This window comes from Candidatus Njordibacter sp. Uisw_058 (genome assembly GCF_047730065.1).
Lineage (GTDB): Bacteria > Pseudomonadota > Gammaproteobacteria > Pseudomonadales > Balneatricaceae > Njordibacter.
Window position 1 is genome coordinate 2,644,457 of record NZ_CP159829.1, and the last position, 23,789, is coordinate 2,668,245.

General features: G+C 43.7%; 24 protein-coding genes and 1 other RNA gene. 12 read left to right on the forward strand and 13 right to left on the reverse strand.

Translation table 11 applies throughout. The features are described from left to right. Window positions 1–28 precede the first annotated feature (28 nt). The 5 genes from carA to grpE form a co-directional block, all read right to left on the reverse strand. Window positions 29–1,162, reverse strand: coding sequence for a glutamine-hydrolyzing carbamoyl-phosphate synthase small subunit (carA, locus tag ABXT59_RS12440; protein ID WP_443636455.1), 1,134 nt, complete (start codon window positions 1,160–1,162; stop codon window positions 29–31). Window positions 1,163–1,378: 216 nt separating this feature from the next. Continuing rightward, on the reverse strand, window positions 1,379–2,185 hold the full coding sequence (gene dapB / locus ABXT59_RS12445; protein WP_443636457.1) for a 4-hydroxy-tetrahydrodipicolinate reductase: 807 nt from the start codon (window positions 2,183–2,185) through the stop codon (window positions 1,379–1,381). Between the two features lie 84 nt (window positions 2,186–2,269). Further along, window positions 2,270–3,385, reverse strand: a complete 1,116-nt coding sequence (gene dnaJ / locus ABXT59_RS12450; protein ID WP_443636458.1) for a molecular chaperone DnaJ — start codon at window positions 3,383–3,385, stop codon at window positions 2,270–2,272. 120 nt (window positions 3,386–3,505) lie between these two features. Continuing rightward, a complete protein-coding gene (gene dnaK / locus ABXT59_RS12455) occupies window positions 3,506–5,434 on the reverse strand; it encodes a molecular chaperone DnaK (RefSeq protein ID WP_443636459.1) in 1,929 nt (642 codons plus the stop codon). A gap of 164 nt (window positions 5,435–5,598) precedes the next feature. Further along, window positions 5,599–6,168: a nucleotide exchange factor GrpE gene (gene grpE / locus ABXT59_RS12460; protein WP_443636460.1), complete on the reverse strand. Its 570-nt coding sequence runs from the start codon at window positions 6,166–6,168 to the stop codon at window positions 5,599–5,601. Between the two features lie 208 nt (window positions 6,169–6,376). Between grpE and recN the strand changes: the two genes are divergently transcribed. Further along, a complete protein-coding gene (gene recN, locus ABXT59_RS12465) occupies window positions 6,377–8,059 on the forward strand; it encodes a DNA repair protein RecN (RefSeq protein WP_443636461.1) in 1,683 nt (560 codons plus the stop codon). 114 nt (window positions 8,060–8,173) lie between these two features. Here the strand turns inward: recN and fur are convergent, their stop codons facing one another. Then, the gene (fur, locus tag ABXT59_RS12470; protein ID WP_443636462.1) at window positions 8,174–8,584 is read right to left on the reverse strand and encodes a ferric iron uptake transcriptional regulator; all 411 of its coding nucleotides are present in this window, start codon (window positions 8,582–8,584) and stop codon (window positions 8,174–8,176) included. Window positions 8,585–8,720: 136 nt separating this feature from the next. Between fur and ABXT59_RS12475 the strand changes: the two genes are divergently transcribed. After that, entirely contained in the window at window positions 8,721–8,984 is a 264-nt protein-coding gene (locus ABXT59_RS12475) for an outer membrane protein assembly factor BamE (protein ID WP_443636463.1), read from the forward strand. 21 nt (window positions 8,985–9,005) lie between these two features. On the opposite strand, the gene ABXT59_RS12480 is transcribed toward ABXT59_RS12475, so the two are convergent. Next, window positions 9,006–9,335 carry an RnfH family protein gene (locus tag ABXT59_RS12480; protein WP_443636465.1) on the reverse strand — a complete coding sequence of 110 codons (330 nt, stop codon included), beginning with the start codon at window positions 9,333–9,335 and terminating at the stop codon, window positions 9,006–9,008. 7 nt (window positions 9,336–9,342) lie between these two features. Beyond that, window positions 9,343–9,771: a type II toxin-antitoxin system RatA family toxin gene (locus ABXT59_RS12485; RefSeq protein WP_443636467.1), complete on the reverse strand. Its 429-nt coding sequence runs from the start codon at window positions 9,769–9,771 to the stop codon at window positions 9,343–9,345. 119 nt (window positions 9,772–9,890) lie between these two features. On the opposite strand from ABXT59_RS12485, the gene smpB reads away from it, so the two are divergent. The 6 genes from smpB (at window position 9,891) to ABXT59_RS12515 (ending at window position 14,227) form a co-directional block, all read left to right on the forward strand. Next, entirely contained in the window at window positions 9,891–10,370 is a 480-nt protein-coding gene (smpB, locus tag ABXT59_RS12490) for an SsrA-binding protein SmpB (protein WP_443636469.1), read from the forward strand. 162 nt (window positions 10,371–10,532) lie between these two features. Further along, window positions 10,533–10,887, forward strand: a transfer-messenger RNA (tmRNA) gene (gene ssrA / locus ABXT59_RS12495). A gap of 198 nt (window positions 10,888–11,085) precedes the next feature. Further along, entirely contained in the window at window positions 11,086–12,330 is a 1,245-nt protein-coding gene (locus ABXT59_RS12500) for an integrase domain-containing protein (RefSeq protein WP_443636470.1), read from the forward strand. A 92-nt stretch (window positions 12,331–12,422) separates the two neighbouring features. After that, the gene (locus ABXT59_RS12505) at window positions 12,423–13,262 is read left to right on the forward strand and encodes a hypothetical protein (RefSeq protein WP_443636472.1); all 840 of its coding nucleotides are present in this window, start codon (window positions 12,423–12,425) and stop codon (window positions 13,260–13,262) included. A gap of 119 nt (window positions 13,263–13,381) precedes the next feature. Then, a complete protein-coding gene (locus ABXT59_RS12510; protein ID WP_443636473.1) occupies window positions 13,382–13,603 on the forward strand; it encodes a helix-turn-helix transcriptional regulator in 222 nt (73 codons plus the stop codon). A gap of 12 nt (window positions 13,604–13,615) precedes the next feature. After that, on the forward strand, window positions 13,616–14,227 hold the full coding sequence (locus ABXT59_RS12515) for a hypothetical protein (RefSeq protein ID WP_443636474.1): 612 nt from the start codon (window positions 13,616–13,618) through the stop codon (window positions 14,225–14,227). Window positions 14,228–15,136: 909 nt separating this feature from the next. Here the strand turns inward: ABXT59_RS12515 and phnE are convergent. The 3 genes from phnE to ABXT59_RS12530 all read right to left on the reverse strand — a co-directional run bounded on the left by phnE (window position 15,137) and on the right by ABXT59_RS12530 (window position 17,954). After that, the gene (gene phnE / locus ABXT59_RS12520; RefSeq protein ID WP_443636475.1) at window positions 15,137–16,144 is read right to left on the reverse strand and encodes a phosphonate ABC transporter, permease protein PhnE; all 1,008 of its coding nucleotides are present in this window, start codon (window positions 16,142–16,144) and stop codon (window positions 15,137–15,139) included. Window positions 16,145–16,184: 40 nt separating this feature from the next. Beyond that, entirely contained in the window at window positions 16,185–16,964 is a 780-nt protein-coding gene (phnC, locus tag ABXT59_RS12525; RefSeq protein WP_443636476.1) for a phosphonate ABC transporter ATP-binding protein, read from the reverse strand. Window positions 16,965–17,036: 72 nt separating this feature from the next. After that, the gene (locus ABXT59_RS12530) at window positions 17,037–17,954 is read right to left on the reverse strand and encodes a phosphate/phosphite/phosphonate ABC transporter substrate-binding protein (RefSeq protein ID WP_443636477.1); all 918 of its coding nucleotides are present in this window, start codon (window positions 17,952–17,954) and stop codon (window positions 17,037–17,039) included. Between the two features lie 212 nt (window positions 17,955–18,166). Between ABXT59_RS12530 and ABXT59_RS12535 the strand changes: the two genes are divergently transcribed. Further along, window positions 18,167–18,451 (forward strand): hypothetical protein, encoded by a 285-nt coding sequence (locus ABXT59_RS12535; protein ID WP_443636478.1) that lies wholly within the window; start codon window positions 18,167–18,169, stop codon window positions 18,449–18,451. After that, window positions 18,438–18,734 (forward strand): DUF4214 domain-containing protein, encoded by a 297-nt coding sequence (locus ABXT59_RS12540; RefSeq protein WP_443636479.1) that lies wholly within the window; start codon window positions 18,438–18,440, stop codon window positions 18,732–18,734. Before ABXT59_RS12535 ends, ABXT59_RS12540 begins: the two co-directional genes overlap by 14 nt. 274 nt (window positions 18,735–19,008) lie before the next feature. Here the strand turns inward: ABXT59_RS12540 and ABXT59_RS12545 are convergent, their stop codons facing one another. After that, window positions 19,009–19,167 carry a hypothetical protein gene (locus ABXT59_RS12545; RefSeq protein ID WP_443636481.1) on the reverse strand — a complete coding sequence of 53 codons (159 nt, stop codon included), beginning with the start codon at window positions 19,165–19,167 and terminating at the stop codon, window positions 19,009–19,011. On the opposite strand from ABXT59_RS12545, the gene ABXT59_RS12550 reads away from it, so the two are divergent. Continuing rightward, window positions 19,166–19,321, forward strand: coding sequence for a hypothetical protein (locus ABXT59_RS12550; RefSeq protein WP_443636483.1), 156 nt, complete (start codon window positions 19,166–19,168; stop codon window positions 19,319–19,321). The two genes, ABXT59_RS12545 and ABXT59_RS12550, sit on opposite strands and share 2 nt — an antisense overlap. Window positions 19,322–19,596: 275 nt before the next feature. Here the strand turns inward: ABXT59_RS12550 and ABXT59_RS12555 are convergent, their stop codons facing one another. Continuing rightward, window positions 19,597–20,697: a glycosyltransferase family 4 protein gene (locus ABXT59_RS12555; RefSeq protein WP_443636484.1), complete on the reverse strand. Its 1,101-nt coding sequence runs from the start codon at window positions 20,695–20,697 to the stop codon at window positions 19,597–19,599. A gap of 494 nt (window positions 20,698–21,191) precedes the next feature. Here ABXT59_RS12555 and ABXT59_RS12560 point away from each other — a divergent pair, with 494 nt between their 5' ends. After that, window positions 21,192–23,696 carry an FKBP-type peptidyl-prolyl cis-trans isomerase gene (locus ABXT59_RS12560; RefSeq protein WP_443636485.1) on the forward strand — a complete coding sequence of 835 codons (2,505 nt, stop codon included), beginning with the start codon at window positions 21,192–21,194 and terminating at the stop codon, window positions 23,694–23,696. Window positions 23,697–23,789 lie beyond the last annotated feature (93 nt).

Genomic DNA, 23,789 nt, shown 5'->3' on the forward strand with positions numbered 1-23,789 from the left:
GTCAGTTATCCAATAATCTGTGGCTGGGTCATTTAGCTTTGCGAGCTTGCATGATGTCGATAAAGCGATCGAACAAAGGGGCTACATCATGCGGGCCTGGGCTAGCTTCTGGGTGACCTTGAAAACTAAAGGCTTGCTTATCAGTGCGCTCAATACCTTGCAAAGAACCATCAAACAAGGACTTGTGGGTCGCCCTCAAGTTGCTAGGTAAGGCCTTTTCTGAAACCGCAAACCCATGGTTTTGGCTAGTGATCATCACCACTTTAGATGCAAGGTCTTGCACTGGGTGATTGGCCCCATGATGACCGAACTTCATTTTTTCTGTGGTCGCACCAGAAGCCAAGGCCATCAATTGATGCCCTAGGCAAATGCCAAATACTGGGGTGTCTGTGGTTAGAATTTCCTTAATGGCAGCAATGGCATAATCGCAAGGTTCTGGGTCACCTGGACCATTAGATAAAAATACACCATCTGGGTTCATCGCCAAAACGTCTTTGGCCGGCGTTTGCGCTGGCACCACGGTTAGGTTGCAGCCACGCTCTACCAACATACGCAAAATATTACGTTTAACACCATAATCGTAGGCCACGACCTTAAATTGGCCATCTACTTTTTCACTTTGGCCAGTCTCCAAATCCCAAGTCGAGCCCGTCCAGTCATACGCTTCTTTTACGGTAACTTCTTTGGCAAGGTCCATCCCTTTGAGGCCCTCAAAGCCCTGCGCTGCTGCCAAGGCTAAAGCCTCGTCAATGTCATCGCCTGCCATAATACAGCCACTAAGGGAACCTTTTTCACGCAAAATGCGGGTCAAACGCCGCGTGTCAATATCAGCAATGGCCACCACATTGTTAGCGATTAGATACTCATCAAGGGGCTGAGTATTACGCCAGTTACTTGCCACTAAAGGCAAGTCCCTAATCACTAAACCCGCAGCCCAGACGAATGCAGATTCTTCATCTTCAGAATTAGTGCCCGTATTGCCGATGTGAGGGTAGGTGAGGGTCAAAATTTGATGCGCGTAAGAGGGGTCTGTGAGGATTTCTTGGTAGCCTGTCATAGACGTATTAAACACCACTTCGCCAATGCTTTGGCCAGTGGCGCCAATCGCAAGCCCTTTAAATATGCTGCCGTCTTCTAAAGCCAGAATGGCGGGAGTAGTCAATGGGGCCTCCTTAGGCGTGGTGCGAATTGGGTACAAATCTCTTTTACAGGTACTAAAAAGTGCGGGCTATAGTCGCAAAAAAGCGAGGTGTGTTAGACACGCCCCGCTTTTTATAAAGTATTACCGGCCACTCATTTATCGCGCCTGTTGACGGTCAGGATTATACAGAACAATACAACCTTTTGTCTAGCAAAATCCCTTGTCTAAGAGTATCAGCTAGTCTTTCAAAGCCAACACATCTTGCATGTCATATAGGCCTTGTGGCTGGTTATGCAGCCACGCACAGGCGCGCACAGCGCCTTTAGCAAAGGTCATGCGACTACTGGCTTTGTGGGTAATTTCAATGCGCTCACCTTCACTGGCGAACAGCACCGTGTGATCGCCCACTACGTCGCCGGCACGAATGGTTTCAAAGCCAATTTCATTGGCCTTACGGGGCCCAGTCATACCTTGACGTCCATAAACCGCACATTCTTCTAGGTTACGGCCCATGGCATCGGCAACTACCTCTCCTAAACGTAACGCCGTACCCGATGGGGCGTCGACTTTATGGCGATGGTGAGTTTCAATAATTTCCACGTCGTAGCCTTCTTGCAGCACACTGGCTGCACGATGCAGAATATCAAGCAGCAAGTTAATGCCCACGCTCATATTGGGCGCAAACACCACTGGGGTATGGTGCGCTTGATCAGATAGGATTTGTCTTTGCTCACTACTTAAGCCGGTAGTACCAATGACCAAGGCTTTTTTAAGGCGCACACATTCAGCAAGATTGGCTAAGGTTAGGTCTGGGTTAGTAAAGTCGATGAGCACATCAAAATCATCAGCAGCAGCAGCTATGGAATTTTTAAGCCTTACACCTAACTTACCCACGCCTACCAACTCACCCGCATCGACGCCCAACAAACTGCTATTAGAAGACACAATGGCAGCACCTAGGCTCACGTCAGGAGCCTGATGCACAGCTTCAATTAGCACCTTACCCATGCGCCCAGCGGCGCCCATTACTGCAATGCGTGTCATATTTTACCCCTGTGCCTTACTAGACAATATTGAACATGACACATGTCAGACTCATGTCAACGATATTACAAGGCCTTTGCGCCACTAGCCATCTTCAAAGAAATTTTTCACACCTTCAAACCAAGACGATTTTTTGGGTGAATGTTTACCTTTAGTCGCTTCCATTAAGTCATGGAATTTGCGCAATAAGTCTTTTTGTTCTTTGTTTAGATGCACCGGCGTTTCAACAGCCACGCGGCACATAAGGTCGCCTTGACCGCCCCCCCGCACTTGAGTTACGCCCTTACCACGCAGGCGGAACATTTTACCGCTTTGAGCACCTTCAGGGATTTTTAACTTAACACGGCCATCTAATGTTGGCACTTCAATTTCGCCACCCAAAGCCGCATCAGTAAAACTAATAGGGACTTCACAGTATAAATTTTTGCCATCGCGGGTGAATATCTTATGCTCTCGCACAGACACCTGCACATATAAGTCGCCACTTGGGCCCCCATTAACGCCGGCTTCACCTTCGCCTGTTAAACGAATACGATCACCTGTATCCACACCGGGTGGAATTTTAACTGACAGGGTTTTATATTCTTGCACTCGGCCTTCACCATGACAAGAACCACAGGGGCTACTAATCACCTTACCGTTACCATGACAAGTTGGGCAGGCTTGCTGCACCGAGAAAAAGCCTTGCTGCATGCGCACTTGGCCTTGGCCATTACAGGTGCTACAGGTCTTGCTGCTGGTACCAGGTTTAGCGCCAGAACCATCACAGGGTTTACACTCAACTTGGGTCGGTATACGAATTTCTTCTGTGGTGCCACGCACGGCCTGCTCAAGGTTCAAATCCATGGTGTAACGCAAGTCAGAACCACGCTGCACACTGGATCGGCCACCACCTCCAGCGCCACCAAAAATGTCGCCAAACATATCACCAAATACATCACCAAAACCTGCGCCAGCTCCACCCCGTGCATTAGGATCAACACCCGCATGACCATATTGATCATAGGCGCCTTTCTTTTGGTCGTCTGAAAGGATCTCGTAAGCTTCGTTCACTTCTTTAAAACTAGCTTCTGCAGCCTTATCGCCAGGATTACGATCAGGGTGATACTTCATCGCCATGCGGCGAAAAGCTTTTTTAATTTCTTTTTTATCGGTGCCTTTGGCCACGCCAAGAACTTCGTAAAAATCGCGTTTAGACATAGTTATTCCACTGAGCTTCTGATGTATTTTTACCACTAGAAGCAGATACAAGAACGCAGGGCATAAGCCCCGCGTTATAAAATTGCGCCTTAACCAAGAGGCACTAGCAGGCGTATACGCTTACTTTTTGTCTTCATCTTTGGCTTCGTCTTTCACTTCCTCAAACTCTGCATCAACTGCATCATCTGCACCCGCGTCTCCTGAAGCTTCGGCATCACCTTGAGCTGCAGCATCTTCAGCATACATTTTTTGAGCAATAGCAGCTGAGGCTTCCGTTAAAGCAGCCGTTGCAGTTTCGATAGCTTCTTTGTCTTCACCTTTTAAGGCTTCTTCGAGCGCATCAATGGCTGTTTGCATAGCCGCCTTTTCTTCGTCTGTGGCTTTGTCACCCGCTTCTTCAATCATCTTCTTTGACGAGTGAACCATACCATCAGCTGTATTGCGAGCCTGCACCATTTCTTCAAACTTTTGGTCTTCTGCAGCATTCGCCTCAGCATCTTGTACCATTTGTTCGATTTCTTCATCGCTCAAGCCAGAGGACGCTTTAATGATGATGGACTGCTCTTTACCGGTGCCTTTATCTTTAGCAGACACATTCAAGATTCCGTTAGCGTCAATGTCGAAGCTCACTTCAATTTGTGGCATGCCACGCGGCGCTGGAGGAATATCGCTCAGATCAAAACGCCCTAAAGACTTATTCTGCGTGGCTTGCTTACGCTCGCCTTGGCACACGTGAATAGTAACCGCTGCCTGATTATCGTCTGCCGTAGAGAATACCTGCGATTTTTTGGTTGGGATAGTGGTGTTCCTGTCGATGACCGAAGTCATGACGCCACCCATGGTTTCAATGCCTAAAGTCAAAGGCGTCACGTCTAGTAACAACACATCGGTCACGTCGCCTGCCAATACGCCCCCTTGGATGGCTGCACCCATGGCTACCGCTTCGTCAGGGTTCACGTCTTTACGTGGCTCTTTACCAAAGAAGCTGGTGACTTCAGTTTGCACTAAAGGCATGCGGCTCTGGCCACCCACCATAATAACTTCATTAATTTCACTCGCGTCTAAGCCAGCATCTTTAAGAGCTTGGGCACAGGGCTTTAACGTACCAGAAACCAAATCTTCAACCAAAGACTCTAATTTAGCCCGAGAAATTTTAACGTTTAAATGCTTAGGGCCAGACGCATCTGCGGTAATGTAAGGCAGGTTAACATCAGTCTGATTTGAGCTAGACAATTCAACCTTGGCTTTTTCTGCTGCTTCTTTAAGACGCTGCAAGGCCAACGGATCATTATGCAGGTCAATGCCAGACTCTTTCTTAAATTCAGAGGCTAAGAACTCAATTAAGCGCAGGTCGAAATCTTCACCACCCAAAAATGTGTCGCCGTTGGTTGCTAATACTTCAAACTGAGTTTCGCCATCGACGTCGGCAATTTCAATAATTGAAATATCAAAAGTACCACCACCTAGGTCGTACACAGCAATGGTAGAATCGCCACGGCTCTTATCAAGTCCGTAAGCCAGTGCAGCCGCAGTTGGCTCGTTAATAATGCGCTTTACTTCAAGGCCAGCAATACGGCCAGCATCTTTAGTGGCCTGACGCTGAGAATCGTTAAAGTAAGCAGGCACGGTAATTACGGCTTCAGTCACGGCTTCGCCTAAATAATCTTCAGCTGTTTTTTTCATCTTCTTCAAAATTTCAGCAGACACCTGCGGTGGGGCTTTGCTCTCGCCATTGACGTTAACCCACGCATCACCATTATCAGCCGCCTCGATTTTGTAAGGCACCATTTTAATGTCTTTTTGCACGACTTCGTCTTTAAATTTTCGACCGATCAAACGTTTGATTGCAAATAAGGTATTTACCGGGTTAGTCACGGCCTGGCGCTTGGCAGACTGCCCTACCAAGATTTCACCATCTGCTGCAAATGCAATAATGGACGGGGTGGTGCGGTCGCCCTCAGCATTTTCAATTACTTTGGCGCTACCACCATCTAAAACAGACACACATGAGTTGGTTGTGCCTAAGTCGATACCAATGATCTTTCCCATCAAAAACTCCAATTCTTAATTCACCCTGTTAAGGGTTTTGATTCAATTCTGCTCAGCCACGCTAGCAGGGTTAGGTTAGGTTTAACCTTGGGCTTAGCGTTATTTGCTTGTGCTCTTATGTATGGCCTTTTGCTTCGATTACAAGTTAAAAAGCCGTAATTTTTCTATTTAGAAACCACAACCATGGCTGGGCGCACAAGGCGTCCATTTAGGGTGTAGCCTTTTTGAAAAACCTCCATCACTGTGTTGGGCTCTAAATCTAGATTAGGCACCGCTGTCATGGCCTCATGTAGTTCTGGATCAAAGGGCTCACCATGGGGATCTAACTGGTCTACATTGAATTTCTTAAGGCCACTTAAGAGCATCTTTTGGCTCATTTCGACACCTTCAAGTAACACTTCTAGGCTTGCGCCCTCAACGCCAGCAGCGTCAATTGCACGGCCTAGGTTATCCAATAAAGAAACCACTTCAGTCATGAGTTTTTCTTGGCCAAATTTATGCGCCTTAGCCACATCTTGCTCACTACGACGGCGAATATTCTGCACATCGGCTTGCGCTCGCAACACGTCTGCCTGTTGCTCATCTACTCTAGCCAAGGCAAGTTCTAGCTCGGCCTGGACTGACTCAACAGTAAGCTCTTGTAAAACTTCTTCAACAGGCGTTTCAACACTTTCTTCAGCCCCATTGATTTCTATTTCAACTTCAGTTTCAGATGGCTGGTCTTGCTCGTTCATTCGTGTCTCCCTTGTAATAACTTTCGCAACCTTTACCTTAAGGCCACTTGACTGCCAATGTATATGGGGACACCAACGCGTGATTCAAGCAATTTCGACGCCCTTTTATAGGCTTTTAAAAAAAAATAACAAAGCCACTCCAAATATACTGGACATAACAACAGTACTGGTTATACTGCCAGTACAATAATTCACCGGAGCAGCCCCCATGTTGCAACAGCTAATTGTTCATCACTACACTCTAGTCGATTTCTTACACTTGGATTTTAGCCATAAAATGACCGCCATTAGCGGTGAAACAGGTGCTGGAAAATCCATACTACTAGGCGCACTTGGTTTAACCTTAGGCGATAGAGCTGAATCAGGTTGTGTACGCCAAGGCGCTGAAAAAGCTGACATACACGCGGTTTTTGACCTAAGCCAACTGCCACAGGTAAAAGATTATTTATCAGCCAAACATCTGGCGGCAGCTGAAGATCCAGATACCTGCATACTGCGCCGCATTGTGAATCAGGACGGTCGCTCTAGGGGCTATATTAATGGCAACCCAGTCAATATCGCTGCGCTCAAGGAACTTGGTAAACAACTGATCAACATACATGGTCAGCATGAGCACCAGCACCTGCTGGGCAGAGATAGTCACCAAACTTTATTAGACGCCTTTGGAAATTACCCAAAAAAACAAGAGGCCGTGGCCGCAATTAGCCATGAATGGCTTGAGTTCGACCGTCAGATCAAAGCCCTCACCGGTGGCCAACAGCTGTCTGAAGCCGAACAACAACTTTTGCAGTATCAAGTGGATGAGCTTGAACAGTTGAACCTGTTAGATAATGAGCTATTAGCTTTAGAGCAAGAACACAAGCAACGTGCCAATGCAGACCAACTGCTTCAAGCCGTGCGTAGTACTCTGCCTGATAACCCACTGGGAGACGACCCTGCGGCTTGTTTGCAACGCTGGCAACAGCAACTGCAAAACTTTAGCCAGCATAGCCCTCACCTGCAATCAGCAGTGGACATGCTTGCTAGTGCCTCCATACAAATAGAAGAGAGTCAGATTGAATTACAAAATTTTCTGCAGGGGTTCGATGAAGACCCCGCTCGACTGCAAACACTAGAGCACCGTTTAGATCAGATTTATAGCATGGCAAGAAAACACAAAATTCAAGCGGCAGATCTACCAGAGCATTTGGGGCTATTACAACAGCAACTGCAACAGAATCAAGATCAAGAGGGTCAGCTAGAAGCCATTCATGAGCAGCAAACTGCCCTTACAGAAGCATACGATGCTGCAGCCACCAGCCTTACTAAAGTAAGACAAGCAGCAGCCAAACAGCTCGAAAAAGCGGTTGGTGAGCAACTGACTTTGTTAGGTATGCCCAACTGCCGATTAGAGCTAAGTCTACAAACCAAGTCAGACTCTCGCTTGCAACCACAGGGGCGGGATGACATAGAAATCCTTATCAGCACCAACCCGGGCCAAAGTGCCAAACCCTTGGCCAAGATCGCGTCTGGAGGTGAGTTATCTCGCATCAGTTTAGCCATACAGGTGGTCATCGCAACGACTAGTATCACCCCCAGTCTCATCTTTGATGAGGTGGATGTGGGTATTGGTGGTGCGACCGCAGAAATTGTGGGCCGACTATTATCTCAGCTAGGCCAACACTGCCAATTGCTATGCATCACCCACCTACCTCAAGTCGCCAGTCAAGCCCAGCACCATTTGCAGGTAAGTAAGTCTAACAATGGTGAAGCCACACAAACCCAAGTATCGGCTTTAGATGAAGATCAAAGAATACAAGAAATTGCACGCATGCTAGGTGGGGTTAAGCTGACCCAACAAACTCTAGCTCACGCCAAAGAAATGTTGGGTACGGGCGCATTGCTACACTAACTCCAAACCCCCACTCTGAATTAGGATTAGACTGGGGTTCGACTGTAATAGATTGAGCTAATATTGATGGCCAAGGCTTGGCTAAGCCTTGGCCATCAATATTATTAGATAGATTTAGTCTTCACTAACGCCATACAAATATACGGTACGGCTAGTGAGTTCGTAACCTAATTCTGTTGCAATTTCTTCTAGACGCTTATTAAGCACGGGATCATTAAATTCCTTAATGCGCCCCGATTTAATGCACACAATATGGTCATGGCTACTTTCAGTAGCCAACTCAAATACCGAGTTACCCCCTTCAAAATGATGACGCACCACCAAACCCGCCGCTTCAAACTGGGTTAACACACGATAAACTGTGGCTAAACCAACGTCTTCACCTTGCTCCATGAGCAGTTTGTATATATCTTCAGCACTCCAGTGGTCACCTTCTGTTGCTTGTTCCAACATATGGTAGATTTTGACACGGGGCAGGGTCACTTTTAGCCCTGCTTTGCGTAATTCTTGACTTTCTGTCGCCATAGTAATGGTTACACTCTTTAGACTATTGTGGGATTCAGGTATGATTCTGAGCTAACGTCTATACACACAGAACTGGCTAATGAAACGCTATCTTATCACGTCTCTTTTTATCGCGCTTACTAGTGGTTGCTCCACTATGGAAAGTCTAACGTTTCCCAGTGTTCATAAAATTGATGTTCAGCAGGGTAATCTCATCACCGATGAGATGGTAGAATTACTGCGGCCTAGGTTAACCAAGAAACAGGTGCAGTATGTCATGGGCACCCCACTAGTAGTAGATACCTTTAACCCCAATCACTGGGATTACGTTTACCAATATCGTTTTGGTGATGGCACCATTGAAGAACGGAAACTAAGGGTCATTTTTGATCAAGGCCGTGTCGTCACTATTGATCAATAGCTTGAGAAATAAACAACTTCCTTAATCTGCTTGCTTAGCCTGTTTGGCTTTGCCTGATGCTTTGGCCGCTCGGTTAGCTCTAGCCACTTTAGGATCAATAGTCAGCGGGCGGTATATCTCTACCCGCTGACCCTGCACCATTTTTTCTTCTTGGGGCTTTTTAACGGCTTTACCAAAAATGCCCATTGGGGTTCCCGTAAGCTCAAGACCCTCAAAGTGGTCAGTAATGCCTGAAAGCACAGCGGCATCATATACGGTAGTGCCTTGGGGCACTTGTAGGTCGATAATTTTTTGTTCATCTGGGAGTGCGAATGCTACCTCCACATGTATCATGTCTGTTGATTCTGTCACGTTGTTCTCACTGGAATACGTTATCCGCTCGTTTACAAAAGGCGTCCACCATATTAGCGGCAATAGGGCTAAACAACCCACTTAAAGCCTTACCCTTAAGGCCGGTCACGCCAAACTCTAAGACCATTTCTACTTTGCAGGCATTTTCGCTCAGCGGCGTAAATACCCAACTACCCCGGAGATAATCAAACGGACCATCTTCTAACTCCAAGGAAATTTTCTCATCCGCTAACAAGGTGTTGCGTGTTACAAACTGATAACTTAGACCGGCTTTACTCAAATATAAGCGCGCCGTCATCGCCGTAAGAGAAGACTCTATTACATCGACCTTGGCACAGCCGTCTAGAAATTCAGGGTAGCGCTTCACGTCATTCACCAATGCATACATGCGCGCAGCAGAATGCGTGACCAAAGCAGAACGATTTATCGAAGTCACAGTCTTTACTCTTGGTAAAACGCCTATATTAAAGTTAAAACAACACCCGATAAAGCAATATCATCAATTATTACACAAATGACACTGCAGCCGATTCTGGCTTGAGGTAGAATACGCCCATGGCTAAGAAATCAAAAACTCAAAAATCCTCCACTGGCACTATTGCGCTCAACAAGCGGGCCAAGTTCGAATACCATTTAGACCAGCGTATCGAAGCAGGCTTGGTATTAACTGGTTGGGAAATCAAAAGTATCCGTGATGGGCGTGCAAATTTAATCGACTCATATGTTGTGATGAAGGCCGGCGAAGCCTTTTTGGTGGGGGCACACATTTCACCACTAATGACAGCCTGTACGCACGTGGTTGCAGAACCCAGACGCGAACGTAAACTATTGTTAAATAAAAAAGAAATTGCCCGTTTATTTGCGTCGTCATCACAAACTGGTCACACCATTGTGGCCACCGCCTTGTATTGGAAAGGCCATCGGGTTAAATGTGAAATTGCCCTCGCCAAAGGCAAGCAGCTTCACGACAAACGCGCTACAGAAAAAGAACGCGATTGGAGCAAACAAAAGCACCGCATCTTAATGAAAGCTTAAACATAGCTTTATAGGCAATCACAGGCTGGGGTCGAATAACCGCCCAGCCGTCCGAGCGCCTTAAGGTCATAGACTTTTCAGCCCTGAATGACTTTTCCCCCTTGTAAGCCACTCAAATAACACCCTTATTTCTCCAATGCTGCTATAATCATTACCTACTAAGGGGATGACTGGATTCGACGTTGGTTACAAACCCTGCGGTGCATGTCGAGAATGTAAGGTTTCTCGTAAATCCCACCTTGCAAAAGTTATAGTCGCAAACGACGAAAACTACGCACTAGCGGCCTAAATCCCGCTTACACTGATCACCGGATGCCTGTAAACGGTTGTGAAGTGGCTCGCAGAACAGGATCGTGTGGACTCCTCGCTCGTGGAGAAAACCCTAAAACCAATCGAGATCGCCTTATGCGCCCTGACACTTGGGCCGCGGCAGGTTAAAACAATAAAGTGATCTAAACATGTAGAGCCAATGGCAGAGGACTGGCGGACGGGGGTTCGACTCCCCCCATCTCCACCACATACGAGTTTCAATAAGAACTCTTGAGACTAAAAATTAGCCTCGTTACCCTATTTAATAAGGGTTTCGGGGCTTTTTTATGCCTGTAACATTCTTACAGACGCCCATCCGTGGTTGTTGAAGCTTACATCTATAGGTACACTCTAAGGTACACGCTCACCACGTACTTAAAATGCGTGTACCAAAAAAGGTGTACTTATGCCCAAGTTAGCGACTACATTAACAGACAACCAAATCAGGCACGCCAAACCCAAGGATAAAGAATATTCGTTATCCCATGGCCAAGGTTTGTCATTGCGAGTGCGCACTAATGGTACAAAAGAATGGGTTTTAAGGTACAACCGCCCTTTCACCGGGGTACGCACCGCTATTAAACTCGGCAATTATCCTAACCTTACGATTATCAATGCTCAAGTCGATCGTACAAACTGTCTTAACTTACTGGCAAATAATATTGACCCTTTAGATGCCCGCAAAGCAAAAGACCGAGAAAAACAGGCCAGCAAGGCCAATACACTAAAATTGACTGCAGCCAAATGGTTTAATGTAAAAAAGACTAAGATTACAGAAAACTTTGCAAAAGATGTTTGGCGCTCACTTGATTCACACATATTCCCAAAATTGGGCAGTTACCCCATAGGCCAAATCGACGCACCCATGGTTATTGATGTAATTAATCCTCTAGCAGCCCGAGGTAACTTAGAAACAGTAAAGCGCTTATGCCAGCGACTTAATGATATAATGACCTTTGCAGTTAATACTGGCGTTATACACCACAACCCATTAGCAGGCATCAGGGAGAGCTTTGCCAACCCCATAAAAAAACACAACCCCACGCTAAACCCTGACCAACTGCCTATGCTGATGTCTAAGCTCAACTACGCAAGCATTAACCTAACAACCCGCGTAATGATTGAGTGGCAACTACACACGATGGTGCGGCCTATGGAGTCTGCGGGGACTCGCTGGGAAGAAATCAACTTTAGTAATAGCACTTGGACAATTCCACCAGAGCGCATGAAAAAGAAACGAGAGCACACTGTGCCATTGTCGCCACAGGCACTGGCACTGCTCGAAGTCATGCGGCCCATTAGCGGCCACAGCGAGTATGTCTTTACTAGCCAGCGTGACCCTTTACGCCATGCCAACCAAGGGTCACCTAACGTGGCCCTGAAGCGTATGGGTTTTAAAGACATGCTCACTGCTCACGGCATGCGAGCCATAGCAAGCACCACACTTAATGAAGAAGCCTTTGATTATGACGTTATTGAGATGGCTCTTGCTCACGTAGAACCTAACGAAACTCGCAGAAGCTACAACCACGCCAAGTATCTGCCAAGACGCAGGATAATGATGGACTGGTGGAGTAGTCGAATAGATGAGGCTGCTACTGGCAACATGAGCATGACTGCAAACACCAAAGGCTTGCGAGCCATTAAATAACCAGCTTTACTCTGTCTAGGTTCATTACCTAAAAGGCGGCATACCTACCCGCACTGGCATAGTATCTTTTTTGTAGGTCGCAGGGATGCGAAATGGAAACACGTATAAGAAACATATTAATAAACTGGGCCATGTTGAAAGATAAAGTGCCCTTGATTAATTCAAACCAAGATCCTCTTTATTCTCAAAAGCTGGATTTATTACTATATGGTCATGAATCATTAAATCATAGTACATACCAAGAATGGTCAAAAGATGTAGAGGTACGTTTCTCATCTAAGCTAGGACAACTTGAAACAAATGAGTACTCTTTACTCAAAACTCAAGAAGACTGTTTAGCATTCTCAATCTTTATCATAATAGGGGATCATCTCGGTATAGAAAACTGGAACAAGGGTGATCATTTGAGACAGATTACAACAGGGTTTAATGCCATAAGACATGTCATTGCAGCACTTGCAAGTTTTAGTTCTGAAGATTTACTAAAGGTTCTCGATAGTAATTCCATAGATGATGGCAAGGCTTCTTATGAGCAAGTTACTAAATGTGTACAGTTAATTGAAAAGCATTACTTGCCAGCACTAGAGGGTATTTTTGAAGAAAATATAACACCACTCCTAAGTTTATGTGAGCAAACCTTCGCCACTTTACTTCATGCCAAGTGGGCTTCTACTGTGATGGCTAAAAGTGAACAACCAACAACTGCTGCTCTAAAAAGGCACGAACCAAGTATTAAAACCAAGGAATATGCAATTTCTCTTTACGAGAAAAAAGATGAGGGGAAAGAATGGGACAGTAAGGTTGATGCTGCTCGGAAAATTCATAAAAGAGTGGTCGAGTATGGTGAGACAGTTAATTGGTGTTGGAATTATGATGACCAAGCCCATGACCTCATCTATAGGTGGATAATAATTCATACAAAAAATAGTTAATAAAGTGTACATGCCCGCATAAACAGTTTATGCGGGAAGCGCTATTATTTTAACTAAAACAATAGGTTATAGTCCTTTAATAAGTACGCATGACACGTGCTTTTAATCCATAGGACGACATGATGATCCAATTTGATAGCCCATACCAAACTCGCCAACAAGTCGAGCAACTATTCAAAGTTTCACCCGCCACGATTTACCGCTGGATTAAAGAAGGAAAGTTTCCAGCCCCTATCCACTTAGGTGCAAATATGGTGAGATGGAAAGTCTCCGACATTGAAGCATGGATTTTAGAACGAGAAAAAACTCAGTTTCCAAAACAAGAAGATATAGCCCCATAGGCAAGCGGAGCGATGAGCTGCAATTCTGCACCTGGCAACCTGTCAGTGGCTGTGCTTCTTGACTGGGGCTACTCAGTTTCCATAGAAAGTGGCCACCTGACAATTAATCCAAACAACAACATGCCTTGCGTCAAGCATTTGACCAATAGCCACAAATTAAAATTAATGGTTGAAATACTACAAAAAATTGGCCGAGACGCACTCACCTTCCACCGCCATTCTGCTAGTAAATACGGACCAAGTCTAGCTGGCGGAGTGACACTACAGTTCACACACGTGCTAACCGGTTCTGAAGCATATGCCATATTTAATGCTCATTTAACCCGATCAAGAAATACCAAAAATGGTAGGGCTGGGGACCCACTCCCAACAAAACAGTTCCGTGTAGCTAAACATAGTGGGTTTTGTAAGTTCTGGGCTTCCACTGGATTACCTCCACGAAAACTTTCATCCTATTACGAGTATATGGGAAGGTTGAAGCCACTCTTTTTTGAATCACAAGATATTTCTAATAGTAATGATCGACTTAAATCAAGCTTACTAAAACCCTTACAAATTAGTTTCCAAGAGGTAAAAGAAGCATTCGGTTTCTCCGACAGTCCACCGACAAGCAACCGACAGTAGACACCGACAAGGAAACGCTACAACCTGCTAAAACACTTGGTCTACAGGCTGAGTCTACTACGGGGTCGATTTACTACGGTAATACGGTAATACGGTAATACGGTAATAAGGGAAAAGGTTACGAGGGTAAATGTTTATCCCATTAATAACCTGGATAATGCTATTTCTAGCATACCTATATATGAATACGAAGATCCTGAAATTAGAGAGTTTATAATAGATATTGTCCTGGCCGAATTGGAGGAGCATGGATCATGTAAACCTGGTCTGGTTTAGATACAGCAGGTCCAAAGCTTTTACTAAAATAGTGTGAAGTAGTTTTGAAAGTGATGATGCCTTTTATCATTCATTTCTTGTCCTTTTCTGGATCACGAATAAACAGCTCCTCAGGGCATTGCTAGGCTGGTTGCAGGAGCGATGGTCTGTTAGAGGGCATCCTAGACCATACGTGCCAAAGCACTGCTTTTATAAGATAAGTCGTGGTGATGACGAAGCATTTGGTGAGGCGTTTTACAGATGCTCATACTTGGCCAAGGCACGAGGTAAAGACTAGGGCAGCTTGGGTAGTAATAACTACTCAGGCAGTCGTGTAGGGTTTAAAAAGGAGTCAATGGTTTAGGTGCCAAGGTTTGCTAGCTTTCTTGACCCACTTAACTAGACTCAATTACGTCGATGATCATATACTTTATTTCATAACATTACTTTCCCACTCTAATTTAACCCAACCTGCGATTTTTGAACTTGATGGGCGTTGGATGGCACGCTGGAGTGACTGCTATAAGAGAATTCTATCTCAGGCTAGAGAACAGTTGCAGGGTGAGCTAAAGGGTAAGTTAAGTAAGCGTTGCATTCACGTTAAGTCTCATGGTGGTGTTAAGAAGTCTAGACAACTATTGGTTCGGGCTATTCTTATATTGATTTAGCTCTGATTTTTTGACTGAAATACTCCAACACCATGACGGTAATCAATATGACCAATAAGATAGTTGCTACGTGAGAATAGGAAAACATGTCCCAGCGACCTTTGAGCTCCATTCCAATGCCGCCTGCGCCAACCATACCTAGCACGGTTGCTGTACGAATATTACGTTCCAGAATGTATTGTATGTAACCGACATAACTAGGAAATACTTGTGGTATCACCGCATACCAGAGCACCTTCACTTTATTGGCACCACTTGATAGTAATGCATCTTGCGGCCCCTTAGGTGCATTTTCAATTTCATCGGCAAAGAATTTACCCAACACACCACTCGTGTGCATCGCTAAGGCAAAAATGCCAGCTATTGGACCGAAACCGTACATTAATACAAAAAACAAGGCCATGATTAACTCGGGTATTGCTCGATTGAAACTTAAAATAAACCGCGCAATTAAATAAATAGCTTTATTAGGAGTGTAGTTTTTTGCTGAAAAGATAGCCAAAGGGATCGATATTAATACTGATAACAAGGTGCCCCAAAAACCCATTTCAATGGTTTCCCACATTTTGACAAGCACTTTAGATAAATAACCAAAGGGTTTGATCAAGTACTCCTTTTTTTCTAAAACATAGGTTTCAGTCAATGCGTCATAACTTTTCTCATCGGCCACTACTATATGGCTAAAAGCTGGAAGGTTTTCACGATCAAAATCAATAATTCGATTTATTGATTTGCGTGATTCAATGGTGAATGGAAATGCTTCTTTCACAAAACTGCTAGCGCCATCCAAGACAGTTGATTCGGTCAACCCTGTTGCAGCTAAAACTGCCTCACCTGTTTTAATAGCGGCTGTATCCATTTCTGTGTTATGGGCAGAAAACCCGAGAGCTATAAAAACAAGCAGTAGTAAGCTAACCATTTTTGGCGTCACCATTTGGTGTAAATGCCATTTCTGCCATTCTTTTTCTATTGTCTCATGCGTCTTTTTAGACATTATTAACCCCTTATACGACGACTTCAATTAAATCTAATGCCTATGTTTTTTGCTCTAACAATGCACGTTCTTCAGGAGTTAATGCACGGTATTCATGTCCATAAATTTCTTTCAATTCACCGTCATTTAAGTCGCTTGGAACTCCGTCGAATACTACTTTCCCACAACGCATGGCGATAATGCGATCTGCAAACTCAATTGCATATTCAAGTTGGTGCAAACTGCATAGCACTGCTACATTATGTTGCCGTGAAGCAGACTTTAACCTAGTTAATATCTTTCGACTTACCTTTGGATCTAAACTTGAAACTGGCTCATCTGCCAGTACAACTTTAGGCTCTGCCATGAAAGCTCGTGCAATCGCAACCCGTTGCTGTTGCCCTCCTGATAACGTTACGGCACGGCGGTAGATGTGTTTTTCCTCTAAATCTACTTCGTCCAACAACATGCAAGCACGGCGCTCATCTTCTCTAGAGAATAATTTGAATAAACTTTTAAACGTTGATACATCAAACAATTTACCCACTAATACGTTATGCAATACTGATAATCTTGGCACCAAGTGCAATTGTTGATAAATCATGCTTATTTGTTGCTGAATAGCACGCTTGGTAACTTTATTTATTTCAACGCTATCCAATGAAACAGTGCCGGTAGTGGGGGTAACTAAACCATTTAACATACTCATTAAAGTAGATTTACCCGCCCCTGATTGGCCTAGTAGTACGCAAAACTCACCATTACTAATACTTAAGCTAACGTTATCAACACCTTTAGTTCCATCATCAAAGATAACGGATGTATTTTTACATTCCAACATAATGTGGCACTCTAACTTGTGTGTTCTCTAAGGCCATTCATGTCCATCCTGAAATATACAATTGATGTAATGTTACTTACCCGCTTTATCGATAAGCTCTACTTTCAACTCATCTGTGACTTTTGAGAGCTTTCTCAATGTTGCTAACATTTTGTTTTTTGAATAGTTAACATCGTATCGATCCACTTTTTTACCACCGTACCCACGAATCAACTCAGGCTTCACATAGTTGTGAATGTTATTGAATGCCTCTTTTAGTTTCGCTTTCAATTCTAGGGACATATTAACGTTCATAGCCAGAGGCGGGTTAGGGATTGGCTCTGATTTAGCTAACACGCGGAATTTAGATGGATCGATAATGCCTTTATTAACTGCTTTTTCCCATGAGTTAAAGGACGCTGCAGCCGCATCAACGTGGCCTACTTTCATTGCTGTAATTGAATTCGTGTGACTGCCCGCTAGAATCACTTTCTTAATATCATATACAGGGTCAAGTCCCACATCAATAATCATCGCCAATGGAAAATTAAATGATGATGTAGATGAGGTATCGCCTAATGCTAACGTCCTACCTTTAAGGTCAGCAATTGTTTCTATTCCATTACCTTTTTTTGTAAAAATGCCTGAGTAATAAACTGATTTACCATTTTTTATATCAACAGCTAACAATTCAGCGCCACACATTGCATTTGCTTGGCCAAATGTTACAGGGCCGAACCAAGCAACATCAACTTGATCAGAACATAAGCCTTTAACAACCGCGGCATAGCTTTCACCAGACATCACTTTAAAGTGAACGCCGTACTGTTTAGCAATAGCATCAAATACCGGTTTGTAATCTTCAGCCACATCAGCGCCACCGGTATCAGCAGGTACCATCATTACACGTAAAGGATCATGAGCTGTACCTTTGGGTAAATTGGCAGAAAAAACACTTGAGCTCATTACTACCACTGCAATCGCAGCTGTAAATAGTTGTTTGAATTCCATGTTGAAAAACCTCGTTAAATTATATTTTACATACTAGAATCTTAAGCTTTAAAGAGGTCTAAAGGATAACAGCCAGTTTACACTCCAGTGATCGCGTTTAGTGCATTGGTGTTGGCCAATGTACCTTCGCTGTTAGCAATGACTTTGGATTACTAGATTTTTAGACACTGCTTAAACACCTAACTGGGCATAAACCATATCGGCGTAAAAAAATGAACGATATTATGGCAGAAATAAACACCAAAATCCAAAACGTAATCCACCAGCAATCAGTTCTCAATAGTAGCAACAAAATTTGGATGATAAGTGATATTTCAGATTTGAGTGTTGATCATTTAAAAGACATTGAGCGAGTCTGCTTTAATGATAAATCAGTAGCCTTAGATATTGATGCTGGAGATATTGGAGGCAGTTGCTACCGCATCTATAAAACAGCGTTTAACCGCACACCTGATAAAGGTGGTTTGGGGTATTGGATAAAAAATGGATTTAGGTAAGACCTTGGTGAAAGTATCAGCAGGTTTTATTGATTCTGATGAATTCAGAGCTTCGTACGGCACCAATCCGAGTAATGGTGAGTTTCTAACTAAGGTGTATAACAATGTAATTGGCCGCGACCCTGATAGTGGTGGCTTTGATTGGTGGGTGGATCAATTAACCAACAACCCAGATAAAAGCTGGGATAAGGTGATGGCAGACTTTTCTGAAGGCACAGAAAACCAAGCTAATGTCTTAGAGTTGATTGGTAATGGGGTGCAATATGACTTGTGGGTGGCCTAAATAGCGAGTAATACCACCTCTATATAAGCTCATTATTAATACAGGAAGACTTCTGATTTAACGCCTTGCAACAATTTCTAAGCACCGCTAATGAGCATTGGTAGCACCGTAGAGCTGGAAGGGCGAACACAGCTTAGAGTATGGCTGTAAGGTGCTTAATCGATGTTAGAGTGGGTGAGGAGTGGGTAAGGGTGGCAGCTAAAGCTCGAGGTAAATGCTAGGCTGGTCATGCATGCGAATAACCTAATGTGATAAAATACACCTGACAGATTTATCAAAAGGAAATCAACATGGCATCACATGGCGGCATGAGAGAAGGTTCGGGTAGGCCAGCAGGAGCTGGTAATAAGGCTACCTCAGGGCTAAAGTCGAACTTGTCAGAGTTGGCTAGGGAGTAAACCAATAATGCCTTAGATACGCTGGTAGAAGTCATGCAATCAAGCCAGAGTGATTCAGCTAGGATTGCTGCAGCTACTGCGATACTTGATCGGGGTTATGGCAGGCCAACAAAAACCACCTCGCTTGAGGTTAACACGCCTTTTGTTCCTACGAAAATACAGCTGGTGGCATACACTGGTGAGGCTTAAGTAAATGAATATCTTGTTCTTTTCTAAAGATCTGATAAGCATAAGGGCAAAATTCATAATGGCCGATGTAAACGCCACGGTGGGGCATCTACAGGGCCGATTAACCAGACCTTTGGAAAGAACCACCATAGGTATGTGCATGGCCTTAGAACTAAAGAGATCGTCATAATCCGCAAGTTATTATCAAGGATGACTAAGTCGTTAAATGCACTTAGTGTGAATAGGAGTGCTGTGTAATCCCCCCATCAATACAAACTCAGGCGAAAACAACAAAACTATCTATAAATTGATTCATAGATATAGTTCGAAACGGTTTTATAATCATAATCTATAACAGCGTTAAACAATGCGTCATTAGTTTTATCTATCAATAAAGCTGACTCTATACATCTTTTTAAACTTTTTACATTATCTAATTCAAATATCAAATCATTATGATATTTAGAAATAAACTCTACTGCACCTCCACTACAATCACTCACAACAACTGGCAGCTTTAACGAAAGCGCTTCAAGAACAACCAGCCCAAACCCCTCAAGCTTTCTTGTTGGTAAAACATACACATCTGACAAACGCATGAGTAGTTTTAAGTCATGGTCAGTAACGAAACGTAAAAAAGAAATATTCTCAGATTTGTTGATCAAATGTTGCAGTTGTTGTGATAACTCGCCCTGGCCAACAATTATTAAGTGATAGTCCTCAAAGGAGAAGTTTTTAATAAAGCTATCTGCAAGTTCTATTACACCTGTCCTAGGGGTCAAACGCCGACTAGTGAACAGAACTTTCTTATCTGGAGGAATGGAAAACTTTTCCCGAAGCTTTAACTTATTTTCATTAACGGTAAATTTATCAACATCAACTATGGCTGGGACCACTGTTACCTTAGCCTGTGATGAAATTAACAAGACTTCTTTGACCATAAACGAGGATAGTACAAATATTTTACTAGCACGCCTTAGAGAAAATGATTGTAAAAAAAACCTAACCTTAAACCCTAACCAACTATTAGACCTAGCCTTAAACTCATCGTGAAGTGGGCCATGAAAGAAGTAAGAAATTCTTTTCTTGGAAAATAATAATGAAAATAGAAACCCTAAGATTGGATGGTGAGGCATAATAAGGTCTTTACTGCCCACCAAAAATATTGATTCTAGATAGCTCACTAGGCCCTTAACTTCATGAACTTTTCCTTGTTCACGAATCCTTTGATAAAAGATATCTTGTTCCTCAAGAGAATATTCACCACCTTGCTTTCTCGTAATTAACAAAAAATCTATCTTATTTTCCTCGAATCCTCTAACTAAGTCATATACATATCTAGCAGAACCCCCGATGTAATTTGGATAACAAAAGTCAGCCACAACAACAACTTTCACGATTTATATTTTCCTAATAATTAATGTGAATAGTTCATAATATTCTAGTTTACTTATTCCTAGCAAGTCTAAGCTACCCATAGATCATACTGCACACCATTACCGGTTATTTGCTAATGACGGTAAAAAAGAAACTACTTATTGTTGCCAATGTGCCCTTTGAAAATACTCTCGACACTGGTAGTGACCTTTGTGGTGCATAGCTGTCTGATGCTCTAGAGGTATACGTGAGGCTTAAGGGTGGCAAAAATAGCATCAAGGTCGGATATTATTTTACTCGGAGTACTAACTAAATTTTTTATAGATGAATAAAAATAGAGCTAGTCGGCTGCATAAGTAAAGTTTAAAATAGGGTAGATTTATAACCTGAATTTAACTAGGCAGTATTAATTTCTTGTTTGTATTCGAAGGTTTTTAACCATTCAAATACCGATTTGCGGCTATATATTGTCTCCATTGTTTAACAAATATATATATTTAAGGAAGAGTTTTTCATGGCAAACGCAGCCTATACTGATACAGTGCAAAAAGTTTACATTGCCTATTATGGTCGTGCCGCAGATCCCGAAGGCTTAGCGTACTGGGAAGACCAGCTCACTGCTAATGATGGTGACCTAGCTTCTATAATGAATTCATTTGGAACTTCTCCAGAAGCTACTACTTTGTTTGGCAGCCTCACCAATACTATTAAAGTAAATACGCTTTACACCCAGATTTTTGGTCGAGATGCGGACGTTGGTGGTCTGGAATACTACACTGCACAACTGACTGCAGGCACCATGACGGCTGTATCTATCGCACAAAACATTCTTGATGGGGCTTCAGGTAGTGATGCTACAATTATTACTAACAAACTCGCAGTAGCGAAGGCCTTCACAGCAGCGATTGATTCTGATGTGAAGATTCCTGCTTATGCAGGTGACACAGCAGCTTCTTCTGCTCGCAATATGCTTGCTACAGTAGACAAATCAACTAATACAGAGTCATTCGACATCAATACTACTGTTGAAAGTCTAGTTAGTATGGCTGCGCCTGCTGCAGCTGCAGCATACAACTCTGCGGCGGTAGCTCTTGATGCTTCTGCAGTTGCTTATAATACTGCTCAGACTAATGCCGTTGCTTCTATAAAAGCTGCCGTGGCAGCTGCCGAGGCAGTTTCAATGTGGTCTGAAGTCTCAAGTTCCGCTACAGACGGCTATCAAGTCAATATAGACTATGTGGGTAAAATAGATGGTTTAGCGTTTGATGGAGGCACTGACAAGGGCTACGACCTCGTGCTTGGCTCCAACACCATGATTCCAGGTTTTGAAGAAGGCATCATCGGCATGCAAGCTGGGCAAGACAAAGATATTACGGTCACCTTCCCAAAAACCTATCACAAGGCTGAACTTGCTGGTAAAGAAGCTGTGTTCACTATTACAGCGAACACGGTTAGAGAATTAATTATAGATGACGTTGCACTTTTGACTGCCTCCCAGGCGGCGGCAGTGATTGCTACAGTTGATGCAACTGCAGTTTCTAGCGCTTTTGCTGCTTTTGCTGATGCCTCTGCTAAACTAACAACTAGTTCTGCTGCCACATCAAGTATTGATGATGATGCAACTGCTGCAACTACGGCTTCTAATGTTGTTGCAGTAAAAACCTCTGCTGATAATATTTTGGCTAATGCTGCTGTAGTAAAAACTGCTGCTGATAATGCTTTGGCCAAGGCTCTCGCTATTGCTGAACCTATAAAAACTGCTGCATTTGATGCTGCACTCGTTGAATTTGAGACAGCAGCAGTTACTTTTAACGCTGCTGTAGCCACTGCTAAAGTTTCTAAGGCAGCTGCTGAAACTGCATCTGCAAATGTTACTAATGTTGAACTTGCCACAGCTTTTCAAACTGCAGCGGCAGCGGTTGTAACTGATGCGGCAGCTGTTTCTACTGCTGTTTTAATTGCCTCCAATGCATCCGCTAAATTAATAACTACTTCTGCTGCCACATCAAGTATTGTTGATGACGCAACTGCTTCTAATGCTATAGCTCAAACTGCCGCTGCCTCTGCTGGCGCTGCAACTGACGTTTCTAGTGCTGCTGCAGTAAAAACCTCAGCTGATAATGCTTTGGCTGCTGCTTTAGCTACTGCTGCAGTTGATGCTGCACTCGTTAAATATGATACTGCTGCGATTGCTTATAATACTGCGTCAGCCAATGCTAAAGTTTCTAAAGCTGCTGCTGATGAAGCTACTGCTGCTTATGCTGGGCCACAAACCCTGATCGTCACTGCGTCTGGTGGCAACTACGTAATAAGTGATCAAGCGAATAAAGCTTTAACTTTCAAATCTGGCTATACCTATACCTTTGATCTCTCAGATGCCAGCCTCAGTGCGCATCCTTTAAGGTTAAGCATAGTCAGCGATGGAACACTTAATAAAGGAAGTGCGTATACAACTGGAGTAACAGTTACTGGCACCCAAGGGCAGGCTGGGGCATCAATTGCAATTGTGGTAACCGACTCCACCCCGGGCAATCTTTACTACTATTGTTCCAACCATGCCGGAATGGGTGCGGCCATTGGAGTTTCTGAGTACAACTTAAATGATGTTGCACTTGCTACTGCATCTCAAACTGCAGCTGCTATTGCTGTAACTGATGCAGCAGCTGTTTCTGCTGCTGCGTTAGATGCTTCTAATGCGGCTGCAAAATTAACAACAACTTCCGCTGCCACATCAAGTACTGCTGATGATGCAACCGCTTCTAAAGCTATTGCGGAAACTGCTGCTGTCACTACTTCTGCTGCTACCGCCTCTTCCACTGTTGCTGCAATGAAAATTACTGCAGATGCTGCTTTAGATAATTCTACAAAAGCTAGTACAGCAGCTTCTAAAGGATTAACGAATGAGTACATTTTGGGTGGCTCAGGAATTGAAACTGAAACAGTCACTAATATGCTTGAACTTGTTGGAATTAATGATAGAGAGACTCAATCGTCTCATGATTTTGGATGGATTTTATAACCTCTTCTCCAATTTAGATTTGATTTGACCTGACTTTGCGGCTCAAAAATAAAATGGCATCACAATTAAGCTAGTCAGACTTTTCAATCACCC